10 protein-coding genes are annotated in these 12,831 nt (G+C 59.5%); all 10 read right to left on the bottom strand.

Annotation, left to right across the window (positions count from 1 at the left end; translation table 11 throughout):
* Positions 1-26 precede the first annotated feature (26 nt).
* The gene (locus tag F8N12_RS16725) at positions 27-1,319 is read right to left on the bottom strand and encodes a PQQ-dependent sugar dehydrogenase (protein WP_150581436.1); all 1,293 of its coding nucleotides are present in this window, start codon (positions 1,317-1,319) and stop codon (positions 27-29) included.
* Positions 1,316-1,744 carry a DUF2231 domain-containing protein gene (locus F8N12_RS16730; protein ID WP_150581437.1) on the bottom strand — a complete coding sequence of 143 codons (429 nt, stop codon included), beginning with the start codon at positions 1,742-1,744 and terminating at the stop codon, positions 1,316-1,318. Before F8N12_RS16730 ends, F8N12_RS16725 begins: the two co-directional genes overlap by 4 nt.
* 353 nt (positions 1,745-2,097) lie before the next feature.
* Positions 2,098-2,892, bottom strand: coding sequence for an enoyl-ACP reductase FabI (gene fabI / locus F8N12_RS16735; RefSeq protein WP_150581438.1), 795 nt, complete (start codon positions 2,890-2,892; stop codon positions 2,098-2,100).
* A gap of 21 nt (positions 2,893-2,913) precedes the next feature.
* Complete coding sequence (locus tag F8N12_RS16740) at positions 2,914-4,524, bottom strand: ABC transporter ATP-binding protein (protein WP_150581439.1); 1,611 nt, start codon at positions 4,522-4,524, stop codon at positions 2,914-2,916.
* Position 4,525: 1 nt separating this feature from the next.
* The gene (locus F8N12_RS16745; protein ID WP_150581440.1) at positions 4,526-5,545 is read right to left on the bottom strand and encodes an ABC transporter permease; all 1,020 of its coding nucleotides are present in this window, start codon (positions 5,543-5,545) and stop codon (positions 4,526-4,528) included.
* A gap of 1 nt (position 5,546) precedes the next feature.
* Entirely contained in the window at positions 5,547-6,620 is a 1,074-nt protein-coding gene (locus F8N12_RS16750) for a microcin C ABC transporter permease YejB (RefSeq protein ID WP_150581441.1), read from the bottom strand.
* A 4-nt stretch (positions 6,621-6,624) separates the two neighbouring features.
* The gene (locus F8N12_RS16755; protein WP_150581442.1) at positions 6,625-8,466 is read right to left on the bottom strand and encodes an extracellular solute-binding protein; all 1,842 of its coding nucleotides are present in this window, start codon (positions 8,464-8,466) and stop codon (positions 6,625-6,627) included.
* Positions 8,463-10,271 (bottom strand): extracellular solute-binding protein, encoded by a 1,809-nt coding sequence (locus tag F8N12_RS16760; protein WP_412072153.1) that lies wholly within the window; start codon positions 10,269-10,271, stop codon positions 8,463-8,465. The genes F8N12_RS16755 and F8N12_RS16760 overlap by 4 nt, the downstream gene beginning before the upstream one ends.
* Positions 10,272-10,483: 212 nt before the next feature.
* Entirely contained in the window at positions 10,484-11,938 is a 1,455-nt protein-coding gene (locus F8N12_RS16765) for a transglycosylase SLT domain-containing protein (RefSeq protein ID WP_150581444.1), read from the bottom strand.
* A gap of 99 nt (positions 11,939-12,037) precedes the next feature.
* Complete coding sequence (gene gloB / locus F8N12_RS16770; protein WP_150581445.1) at positions 12,038-12,805, bottom strand: hydroxyacylglutathione hydrolase; 768 nt, start codon at positions 12,803-12,805, stop codon at positions 12,038-12,040.
* Positions 12,806-12,831 lie beyond the last annotated feature (26 nt).

The raw sequence follows: 12,831 nt of genomic DNA on the forward strand, positions 1-12,831 counted from the left end.
TGTCGAGGTACAGCTTTGCGCTTCTCTTACTGGTTGCGAGTCACCCGCCACACGGTATTGGCGAGGTCATCCGCGATGATCAGAGCACCGCGCGGGTCGACCGTGACACCGACAGGGCGGCCGCGTGTCTTGCCGTCCGTGCCACGGAAACCAGTGGCGAAGTCGACGGGTTCACCAGCGGGACGACCATTGCTGAAAGGCACGAAAATGACCTTGTAGCCGACCGGATCAGGACGGTTCCAGCTACCGTGCTCACCGACGAAAACGCCGTCGGCGAATTTCTCACCCATTTCGGGTATCGAGAAGTCGACGCCGAGTGCAGCCACGTGCGAGCCGAGGCTGTAATCAGGTTTGACCGCCGCCGCGACCTTTTCAGGTTTTTGCGGTTGTGCACGCGGGTCGACGTTCTGACCCCAATAGCTGTAAGGCCAGCCGTAAAAGCTGCCTTCGCGCACAGAAGTGAGATAATCCGGCACCAGATCAGGGCCCAGTTCATCGCGCTCGTTGACCACCGCCCAGAGTTGCCCGGAGTCTGGCTGGATGGTCAGTGCAGTGGGGTTGCGCAAACCGGTTGCATAGGGTTTGTGCGCGCCGGTTTCGGCATCGATCTGCCAGACCATTGCACGGTCGATCTCGACCTCCATGCCGCGCTCGGTGATATTGCTGTTCGAGCCAATACCGACATACAGGAAGCGTCCGTCCGGGCTGACGGCCAGCGCCTTGGTCCAGTGGTGATTGATTTCGGCTGGCAGGTCGGTGATTTTGACGGGCGGGCCGCCGGCCTGAGTCTGGCCTTCGACATAGTCAAAGCGCACCAAGGCGTCCTGGTTGGCCACGTACACTTTGCCATTGGCGAAAGCCAGGCCATACGGCGCGTTGAGATTTTCCGCGAAGACAGTTTTGGTCTCGTACGTGCCATCGCCGTCCGCATCGCGCAGCAGGGTCAGGCGATTGCCTCCCTTTACCTGAGTGTTGCCCTTGGCCTTGATGTAGCTGGCAATCACATCTTTGGGCTTGAGTTTCGCGGCGCTGCCGCCACGGCCTTCAGCTACGAGAATATCGCCGTTGGGCAGCACCAGCGTCTGGCGCGGAATTTTCAGGTCGGTGGCGATGGCGGTGACGCTATAGCCTTCCGGCACCGTAGGTTTTTGCTCACCCCATGCCACCGGTTCAGCAATCTTCATGCTCGGCAGTAACGTGTGTTGCACCTCCGGCATTTTCGGGTCTGGCCCGCGTGCCTGGGTCTCGTCACCGTCGGCACCACATGCGCTCAGCAATAGCGCCATACTCAAGGCAGTCAATGCGCCTGGATATCTCATCGTTCATCCTCCGAACGCAGATTGGTCAGCCCTGTCCATGCGGCGACGAACGCCAGAAGCGTGACGATCACCGACAGCACAAGACCCGAAGGCATGGCCGCCCAGGCGTCCTTGGCGTGTTCGAAAGCGTTGATCAGGCCCAGGACCCACGTCACCAGCAGCAACAGAAAATACATGATCGGTCGCCCGGACTTGCGCTCTGCGCTGAACAGATTGGCCAGTGCGAATAACAGCGCCAATCCACAGAACAGCAAGCCGCCGGCGATCAGCCAGGAGGCAAAATTGCTCCACTGAATCTGGTAGCTCTTGTAATAGGCGATGTCGCTCAGCAGACCGCCGAGAAACAGCGGAACCGTGCCGGCGAGGAGGATGGCGTGTAGCGGGCCAGGTGTACTTCGGTAGGTCGGTTGGACGGTAACGGTCATGTCGACTCCTAATGGTTCTGCGACCCTGGGCTGAACCTCAGCGCTGATCGGGTCCATCAGTGGCGCGCAGGTTGCGCCTAAGAATGATCGTCGCGCGATCGCGATAGTTCCCGTGAATGCTGACCGGGATTGCCAAGGCTACGGGCTCGCCCGCCAACGCCGGCGAGAATTCGGCGTCGCTCCCACAGACAAGCCGCCATCGACGCCTTGCCAGGAGCTAGCGGGGAGGGGCGATCTGTCGTGGGCACGAAAGCGACGTTGTAACTGCAATGCGCAATCGAACGGTCTGACCAAAGTTTTATCCAGACGAAAAAAAACCGCCGGAACCGGCGGTTTTCCGGGTTACATCAAACTCACTCTTCGAGGCTGCCCATGGCGGTAGTGTTGAAGCCACCGTCCACGTACATGATTTCGCCGCTGATGCCGGATGCCAGGTCCGAGCACAGGAACGCGCCGGCGTTGCCGACCTCGTCGATGGTGACGTTGCGACGCAGCGGGGTTTGCGCTTCGTTGGCGGCCAGCATCTTGCGGAAATTCTTGATGCCGGAAGCGGCGAGGGTGCGGATCGGACCAGCCGATACGCAGTTGACGCGGGTGCCGTCCGGGCCCAGGGAGCCAGCGAGATAACGTACGCCAGCTTCCAGCGAAGCCTTGGCCATCCCCATCACGTTGTAGTTCGGCATGGTGCGCTCGGCACCCAGGTACGACAGGGTCAGCAGGCTGCCATTGCGGCCTTTCATCATTTCGCGACCGGCCTTGGCCAGGGCCACGAAGCTGTAGGCGCTTATGTCGTGAGCGATGCGGAAACCTTCGCGGGTGGTGGCTTCGGTGAAGTCGCCGTCCAACTGGTCGCCCGGGGCGAAGCCGACGGAGTGCACGATGCAGTCGAGGCCGTCCCACTTCTTGCTCAGGGCTTCGAAAACCTTGGCGATTTCTTCATCGCTGGCCACGTCGCACGGGAAGCACAGGTCCGGGTTGGAACCCCAGCCTTGGGCGAATTCTTCAACACGACCTTTCAGTTTGTCGTTCTGATAAGTGAAGGCAAGCTCAGCGCCCTCGCGATGCATGGCGGCAGCGATGCCGGATGCGATGGACAGCTTGCTGGCGACACCGACGATCAGTACGCGCTTACCGGCGAGAAAACCCATGTGTTGCTCCTCTCTTTCAGGTTATTGCGCAGTGGCTGGTGCCAGAAAAGCGGCTTCCAGCAACTGCTGTGTATACGGATGTTGGGGGGCGGCAAAAATGCTTTGCGCGTCTCCCTGTTCGACCACTTGGCCATGCTTGACCACCATCAGCTGGTGGCTCAGCGCTTTGACGACAGCCAGGTCATGGCTGATAAACAGATACGTCAGGTTGTACTTGCTCTGCAGTGAGCGCAGCAGCTCCACTACCTGCCGCTGCACTGTCCGGTCGAGCGCCGAAGTCGGCTCGTCCAGCAGAATCAGCGCCGGTTTGAGCACCAGGGCCCGGGCAATGGCGATACGCTGCCGCTGCCCACCGGAAAATTCGTGGGGGTAGCGGTTCCGGGTGTCCGGGTCCAGGCCTACCTCCTTGAGTGCCGCAATTATCGCTTGTTCCTGTTCCGCCTCGGTACCCATCTTGTGGATCCGCAAGCCTTCGCCAACGATCTGGCTGACACACATGCGCGGGCTCAGGCTGCCAAAAGGGTCCTGAAACACCACCTGCATTTCCCGGCGCAACGGACGAACCTGCTGCTGCGTCAGGCAGTCTAGCTGCTTGCCCTCGAAACGGATGACACCTTTGCTGCCGATCAACCGCAAAATCGCCAGACCGAGGGTCGACTTGCCGGACCCGCTTTCGCCGACGATCCCCAAGGTCTGACCTTGCGGCAGGCTGAAATTGATGCCGTCGACCGCCTTGATGTGATCGACGGTCTTTTTCAGCAAGCCTTTCTTGATCGGGAACCAGACTTTCAGGTCCTCGACCTGCAGTAGCGGCGGGCCTATTTCATTGCTCGCCGGCTTGCCGCTGGGCTCCGCAGCCAGCAGTTCCCGAGTGTACGGATGCTGCGGCGCGCGGAACAACTCTTCGCACGATGCCTGTTCGACGATGCAACCGCGCTGCATGACACATACGCGATGCGCAATTCTTCGCACCAGGTTCAAATCGTGGCTGATCAGTAACAGCGCCATGCCGAGGCGGGCCTGTAGTTCCTTGAGCAATTCGAGGATTTTCAGCTGAACGGTCACGTCCAGCGCAGTGGTTGGCTCGTCGGCAATCAGCAACTCTGGCTCGTTGGCAAGGGCCATGGCGATCATCACCCGCTGGCGCTGGCCGCCGGACAATTCATGGGGCAGGGCCTTGAGACGTTTGTGCGGCTCGGGAATGCCGACCATTTCCAGCAGTTCCAGCGTGCGCCTGGTCGCGACTTTGCCGACCAGGCCTTTATGGATCCCCAGCACTTCGTTGATCTGCTTTTCGATCGAGTGCAGCGGATTGAGCGAAGTCATCGGCTCCTGGAAAATCATCGCGATCCGGTTACCGCGAATGTGCCGGATGGTTTTCTCTTTGAGGCTCAGCAGGTCTTTGCCCGAGTACTGAATGGTCCCGGACGGATGCCGCGCGAGCGGGTAGGGCAGCAGCCGCAGGATGGAATGCGCCGTCACCGATTTGCCGGAACCGCTTTCACCCACCAACGCCAGGGTTTCGCCACGCTTGATGTCGAAACTGACGCCTTCGACCACGCGCTGACAACGCTCGCCGACGACAAATTCGACGGACAGGTCGCGCACTTCGATCAGATTGTCCTGATTCATTTCACTTCCTCGGGTCGAAGGCATCGCGAGCAGACTCGCCGATGAACACCAGCAAACTCAACATCAACGCCAGCACCGCAAACGCGCTCATGCCCAGCCACGGCGCTTGCAGGTTGGACTTGCCCTGCGCCACCAATTCGCCCAGTGACGGCGCGCCGGGTGGCAAGCCAAAGCCAAGGAAGTCCAGGGCGGTCAGGGTGCCGATGGCGCCGGTCAGAATGAACGGCATGAACGTCATGGTCGAGACCATCGCGTTGGGCAGGATATGACGGAACATGATCGCACCATTCTGCATCCCCAGCGCTCGTGCCGCGCGCACGTATTCGAGGTTGCGCCCGCGCAGGAACTCGGCGCGCACTACGTCGACCAGGCTCATCCACGAGAACAGCAGCATGATCCCCAGCAGCCACCAGAAATTAGGCTGCACGAAACTGGCCAGAATGATCAGCAGGTACAGCACCGGCAAGCCCGACCAGATCTCCAGAAAACGCTGGCCCGCCAGATCGACCCAGCCGCCGTAAAAGCCCTGCAACGCACCGGCAATCACGCCGATGATCGAGCTCAGAATGGTCAGGGTCAGGGCAAACAGCACGGAGATCCGGAAGCCGTAGATCACCCGGGCGAGGACGTCACGACCCTGATCGTCGGTGCCGAGCAGGTTGTCGGCGGACGGCGGAGCGGGGGCAGGGACTTTCAGGTCGTAATTGATGCTCTGGTAGCTGTAGGGGATGGGCGCCCAAAGCACCCAGGCGTCCTTGGCCTTGAGCAATTCGCGGATGTAGGGGCTCTTGTAGTTGGCCTCCAGCGGGAATTCACCGCCGAACGCCGTCTCCGGGTAGCGCTTGAGTGCCGGGAAATACCAGCCGTCGTCGTAGTGCACCACCAGCGGTTTGTCGTTGGCGATCAGTTCGGCACCGAGGCTCAGGCCGAACAGCACGAGAAACAGCCACAGCGACCACCAGCCGCGCTTGTTGGCCTTGAACAGCTCGAAACGTCGGCGATTGAGTGGGGACAGGTTCATCTCAATGCTCCCGGCTTTCGAAGTCGATGCGCGGATCGACAAAGGTGTAGGTAAGGTCACCGATCAATTTCACGATCAAGCCGAGCAAGGTGAAGATAAACAGGGTGCCGAACACCACCGGGTAATCGCGGTTGATGGCCGCTTCAAAGCTCATCAGGCCGAGGCCATCAAGGGAGAAGATCACTTCGACCAGCAGCGAGCCGGTGAAGAAGATGCCGATGAACGCTGAGGGGAAACCGGCAATCACCAGCAACATGGCGTTACGGAACACGTGGCCGTAGAGCACGCGGTGATTGGTCAGGCCCTTGGCCTTGGCCGTGACCACGTACTGTTTGTTGATTTCATCCAGGAAGCTGTTTTTGGTGAGCAGGGTCATGGTCGCGAAGTTGCCGATCACCAGCGCCGTCACTGGCAGGGCCAGGTGCCAGAAATAGTCGAGAATCTTGCCACCCAGGGTCAGTTCATCAAAATTGTTGGAAGTCAGGCCGCGCAACGGGAACCAGTCGAAATAGCTGCCGCCGGCAAATACCACGATCAGCAGGATGGCAAACAGGAACGCCGGGATCGCATAGCCGACGATGATCAGCGAACTTGTCCAGACGTCGAAATGGCTGCCGTGTCGCGTGGCCTTGGCGATCCCCAGCGGGATCGACACCAGGTACATGATCAGCGTGCTCCACAAGCCGAGCGAGATCGACACCGGCATCTTTTCCTTGATCAGGTCGATGACCTTGGCATCGCGGAAAAAACTGTCGCCGAAATCCAGCGCCGCGTAGTTCTTGATCATGATCCACAAACGTTCCGGCGCCGATTTGTCGAAACCGTACATGTGCTCGATTTCCTTGACCAACGCCGGGTCCAGCCCTTGCGCACCGCGATAAGCCGAGCCGGCCACCGACACTTCGGCACCGCCCCCGGCAATCCGGCTGGTGGCGCCTTCGAAACCTTCAAGCTTGGCGATCATCTGTTCGACCGGGCCACCGGGCGCGGCCTGGATGATCACAAAGTTGATCAGCAAAATGCCGAACAAGGTCGGGATGATCAGCAGCAGTCGCCGAAAAATATACGCCAGCATCTGATTACTCCGTGCCCGCAGGGTCGGCTTGCAGTTTGGTTTCGATTTCTACCGCCGGTTTTGCATCCGGCTTGATCCACCAGGTGTTGATGCCGACGTCGTACTTGGGCGGGACCTTCGGATGGCCGATGTGATTCCAGTACGCCACGCGCCAGGTCTTGATATGCCAGTTGGGGATCACGTAATAGCCCCATTGCAGCACGCGGTCCAGCGCTCGCGCGTGGGCCACCAGGCTCTTGCGCGAATCGGCGTTGATCAGTTGCTCGACCAGTTGATCGACCACCGGATCTTTCAGGCCCATCGAGTTGCGGCTGCCAGGCTTGTCCGCTGCCGCAGACATCCAGAACTCGCGCTGTTCGTTGCCGGGCGAACTCGATTGCGGGAAGCCGCCAACGATCATGTCGAAGTCCCGCGAGCGCACCCGGTTGATGTACTGCGAGACGTCGACCCGGCGGATCACCAGTTCGATCCCCAGATCACTCAAGTTGCGCTTGAACGGCAGCAGCACCCGCTCGAATTCGGTCTGCGCGAGCAGAAACTCGATGCTCACCGGTTTGCCCGTGGCATCGACCATTTTGTCGTCGACAATCCGCCAGCCGGCCTCTTGCAGCAGTTGGTAAGCCTTACGCTGCTGGGCGCGAATCATGCCGCTGCCGTCGGTGACCGGGTTTTCGAAGGCTTGGCTGAACACCTGATCAGGGATTTTGCCGCGAAACGGATCGAGGATCGCCAGTTGATCGGCATCCGGCAGGCCAGTCGCCGCCATCTCACTGTTCTCGAAGTAACTGCGGGTGCGCGCATAGGCGCCATTGAACAGTTGTTTGTTGGTCCATTCGAAATCCAGCAGCAGGCTCATGGCCTGACGTACACGCACATCCTGAAACATCGGGCGACGCAGGTTGAACACAAACCCCTGCATGCCGGTCGGGTTGCCGTTGGGGATCTGCTCCTTGATCAGCCGACCTTCGGTGACAGCCGGTACGTTGTAGGCGTTGGCCCAGCTTTTCGCGGTCATTTCCAGCCAGTAATCGAACTGCCCGGCCTTGAGTGCTTCCAGCGCGACGGTGTTGTCGCGGTAGTAGTCGGTCAACATCACGTCGAAATTATAGAAGCCGCGATTGACCGGCAGGTCCTTGCCCCAGTAATCCTTGACCCGCTCGTAACGAATCGAGCGTCCGGCCTTCACTTCGCTGACTTTGTACGGCCCGCTGCCCAACGGCATTTCCAGATTGCCCTTGTTGAAGTCGCGGGTGGCCCACCAATGCTTGGGCAGCACCGGTAACTGACCGAGGATCAGCGGCAACTCGCGGTTGTTGCTGTGCTTGAACTTGAACAGCACGGTGTTCGGATTTTCCGCGATGACTTCGGCGACATCGGCGTAGTAGCCGCGATACAACGGCGCGCCTTCCTTGGTCAGCATGTCGAAACTGAATTGCACGTCTTCTGCGTGGATCGGGTGGCCGTCGTGAAAGCGTGCTTCCGGGCGCAGGTAGAAGCGTACCCAGCTATTGTCCGGTGCTTTCTCGATCTTGCCGGCGACCAGTCCATATTCGGTAAATGGTTCGTCCAGGCTCTGTTTGGCGAGGGTGTCGTAGATCAGGCTGATGTCATCGGCCGGCACGCCTTTGCTGATGAACGGGTTGAGGCTGTCGAAGCCACCGGAACCGGCCTGACGGAATGTGCCGCCCTTGGGCGCGTCCGGATTGACGAAATCGAAGTGCTTGAAATCGGCCGGATATTTCGGTGGCTCGTCGTACAGGGTCAATGCATGTTGTGGGGCGGCGCAGGCCAGCCCGGCAAACAACAAGCCACCGGCCTGCAAGAACAGGGCGCGTACAGGTTTCATCGATCTTTCTCCGAAGATTTCAGCCACCACGCGCTCAGGCCCAGGGTATAGGGCGGCGTGGTGATGAAGGCGAACCGGTTGCGGTAAGCCAGACGGTGATAATTGAGGTACCAGTTGGGAATGATGTAGTGCTGCCACAGCAGGACCCGATCCAGCGCTTTGCCGGCGGCGACTTGCTGGTCGCGTGTTTGCGCGGCGAGGAGTTGCTCGAGCAAATGGTCAACCACCGGGTTGGCGATACCGGCGTAATTTTTACTGCCCTTGATGCCGACCTGGCTGGAATGAAAGTACTGCCACTGTTCCAGACCGGGGCTCAGGGTCTGGTTGAGCGTCAACAGGACCATGTCGAAATCGAACTGATCCAGACGTTGTTTGTATTGGGCGCGATCCACCGTGCGCAGCCGTGCGTCGATGCCGATGCTGGCGAGGTTCTCGACGTAGGGCTGGAGGATGCGTTCCAGATTCGGATTGACCAGCAGGATTTCCAGCCTTAGCGGTTGGCCATTGGCGTTCTCGACCCGTTGGCCATTGAGCTTCCAGCCGGCCTCGGCGAGCAGGTTCAGGCTTTTGCGCATGGTCTCCCGGGGGATGCCACGGCCATCGGTCTGCGGCAGGCTGAACGGTTCGGTCAGCAGCCTGGCCGGCAGTTGCTCGCGAAATGGTGTGAGCATCAGCCATTCATGCCCCACTGGCAGGCCGGTGGCGGAGAATTCGCTGTTGGGGTAATAACTCAGCGCCCTTTTATAGGCGCCGCTGAACAGCGTACGGTTGGTCCATTCGAAGTCGAACATCAGCCCGAGGGCCTCACGCACCCTCTGATCGGCGAAAGCCGCGCGGCGGCTGTTCATGAACAGGCCCTGGGTCTGCGTCGGGATCTGGTGCGCGATCTGCGCTTTGATCACTTCGCCACGACGCACTGCCGGAAAGTTGTAGCCGTTTTGCCAGTTCTTCGCCTGGTGCTCGATGTAGATATCAAATTCGCCGGCCTTGAAGGCTTCGAACGCGACGTCGCTGTCCCGATAGAACTCCACTTCCATGCGGTCGACATTGTATTTGCCGCGATTGACCGGCAAATCCTTGCCCCAGTAATCCTTGACCCTTTCAAACACCAGTTGCCGTCCGGGTGTCACCGAGGTGATCCGATACGGGCCACTGCCCAACGGCGCCTCAAAGGTCGTGGCCTTGAAGTCGCGATTTTTCCAGTAATGCTGTGGCAATACCGGCAGCTCGCCCAAGCGCAGGATCAGCAATGGATTACCGGCGCGCTTGAAAACAAATCGGATGCGGTGCGCATTCAGCACATCGACCCGCAACACTTCCTGCAGATTGGTGCGGTACTGCGGATGACCTTCCTTGAGCAACAGGCGGTAGGAAAACGCCACGTCGTAGGCGGTGATCGCAATCCCATCGTGGAACCGCGCCTCAGGGCGCAGGTTGAACACCACCCAGCTGCGGTCTTCGGCGTACTCCACCGAACGCGCGATCAGTCCGTAACTGGACGTCGGCTCGTCGCCGGAGGGCGCGTACTGACCGGTGCCGACCATCAGCGGCTCGTTCAGCTCATTGATGCCGTACTGCAGGAAGTTGGCCGTGCCGACCGGGCTGGAGCCCTTGAACGTGTAGGGGTTGAGCGTATCGAAGGTGCCAAACGCCATCACCCGCAATGTTCCGCCCTTGGGCGCTTGCGGGTTGACCCAGTCGAAGTGGGTAAATCGGGCCGGGTACTTGAGCGTGCCGAACTGCGCATAACCATGGCTTTCGCTGATCGTCGCGCTTGCGGAAGAGCTCAAGGCCAGGCTGATCAGGCAGAGAAGGAGAGGACGCTTCAAGTCAGAGATTCGATCCAGGAGGCTTGGGCTTTGTGGGCCGTACAGTAACAGCTTGTCTGGACAGGAAAAAGATGGCTCTCCAATGCGAGGTTGATTACGGAGGCGTACTCCCTTCGCCAGCTGCTACGGGGTTTTTTGCCCATCTACTGAACAAAGAAAAAAAGCCCCTGTATTCAGGGGCTCTCAGATTAGCGAGGCGAAGACACTGTCAGCATCTGACCCGGCTTCAGCGCCTGGCCAACCCGAGGGTTCCAGCGCTTGAGGTGTTGCATTTCCACATTGAAACGCTTGGCCACCATGTACAACGAGTCGCCCTGCTTGACCTTGTACTGAGTCTGCTGTTTTTTGCTGGTGGACTTGCCAGCGGACCTGCTGTTCGCCGCCACGACGGTATTGACCCGTCCGGAGCCACGCTTGGCCGTATCCTGCATGACCAGTGTCTGGCCAACCTTGAGGTTTTTGCCGGACAACTTGTTCCAGCGCTGCAAGTCTTTGACGTCGACCTTGTTGGCCTTGGCGATAGTGCCCAGATTGTCGCCCCGTTTAACCCGGTAGGCGCGTTTGAGGCTGGCAATCTCGTTACGATCGACACCCTCGAAAACCGGTTTGAGCGGCTTCTGACTGATCAACTCGTCTGGTCGCATGGTCGACAGGCTGGCGGTCAGCAACTGTGCTTTCGATGTTGGCACCAGCAAATGCTGAGGACCGTCGATGGTAGTGCGCTGTTTGAAGGCGGGATTGAGCTGGAACAGCTCGTCTTCATCAATGTTAGCCACCGCCGCAACCTTGGACAGGTCCATGCGCTGGCTGATCTCGACCACCTGGAAGTAAGGTTCGTTGGCGATCGGGCTGAGGTTTACGCCGTAGGCTTCCGGCGCCAGCACCACCTGCGACAGCGCGAGCAACTTGGGCACATAAGCCTGGGTTTCCGCGGGCAGTGGCAGGTTCCAGTAATCGGTCGGCAACCCGAGCTTTTCGTTGCGCTCGATGGCGCGGCTGACCGTGCCTTCACCTGCGTTGTAGGCGGCGAGCGCCAACAACCAGTCACCGTTGAACATGTCGTGCAGGCGGGTGAGATAATCCATCGCCGCCGTGGTCGACGCGGTGATGTCGCGGCGGCCATCATAAAAACGTGTCTGACGCAGATTGAAATAGCGCCCTGTGGACGGAATGAATTGCCACAAACCCACGGCGTGAGCGCGCGAATAAGCCATCGGATTGTAGGAGCTTTCAATCACTGGCAGCAGGGCCAGTTCCAGCGGCATGTTGCGCTCTTCCAGGCGCTCGACGATGTAATGGATGTACAGGCTGCCGCGTTCGCCGGCCGATTCCAGGTAGGACGGGTTGCTCGCGAACCACAGGCGCTGTTGCTCAACGCGCGGGTTGACGCCGACGTTGTCCTGCAGCTGGAAGCCCTGGCGCATGCGTTCCCAGACGTCCTGGGGAATTTGCGGAACAGGCTTTTCAGTGAGCCAGACGGGCTTCGGTTTGGCGCGTGCCGCGATATTCGGAGTGTGCGTCACTTCGGTCTGCGGCACATGGCTGGAACAGCCCGCCAGGGTGGCGGACACAGCCACCGCGATGGCTTGAGCCAAGCGGGTCAATGCGTCTGAGTGAATGGACTTACGAATAGATGACGACATTGGCTGGAAGTAAGTTCCGGGCAAAAATGTCGGGCGATTCTAGAAAGCGCACCCACTGCGGTCAACCATTCAGATTTTCCGCACTGACCGGCAAGCCCCTTAGAACGTATCTTTCCATGCCCTCAAAGCAGCAAAAACTGCGCTTGGCGACCCGTTGCCGGCGCCGGTCCGTTCGTCCAGTTTTTCTTTAACGGATGTTTCACCGGTCCGCAAAAACGGGTTGGTGAGTTTTTCCAGAGCCAGATTTGACGGTAGCGTGATGGTTCCTGACGCACGTTTTTTGATCACGTCGGCAAGCCGTTCAGCCACATCCCGATTGCCAGGCTCCACCGCAGCGGCGAAGCGCAGATTGCTCAGGGTGTACTCATGCGCGCAATAAACCTGGGTGTCTGCGGGCAGTGAAGCCAGGCGCGTCAGTGAGGCATGCATCTGCTCTGGCGTGCCCTCGAACAGGCGCCCGCAACCGGCGGCGAACAGGGTGTCGCCACAGAACAACATGCCTTTGTGATAAAAAGCGATGTGGCCGCTGGTGTGCCCCGGAACGTCAATGACATCGAAGTCGAGCCCCAGCACATTGATACGGTCGTTATCGGCCAGGGCGACTTCCCGCGCCGGGATGGTCTCACGGGCCGGGCCGTAAACCTTCGCGTCTGTCGCATTTTTCAGTGCCAGCACGCCGCCGACATGGTCGTGGTGGTGATGAGTGATCAAAATATCGCTCAACACCCAGTCCGGGTGGGCTGCAAGCCAGTCCTGCACCGGCGCGGCATCGCCCGGATCGACTGCGGCGCAACGGCGGGTATCAGTATCCTGTAACAACCAGATGTAGTTGTCGGAGAAGGCGCAGAGAGCTGTGATCTGTATCATCGTCGGATTCGCCAAGCGGAAAACAA

Source organism: Pseudomonas fluorescens (assembly GCF_902497625.1).
GTDB lineage: Bacteria > Pseudomonadota > Gammaproteobacteria > Pseudomonadales > Pseudomonadaceae > Aquipseudomonas > Aquipseudomonas fluorescens_BQ.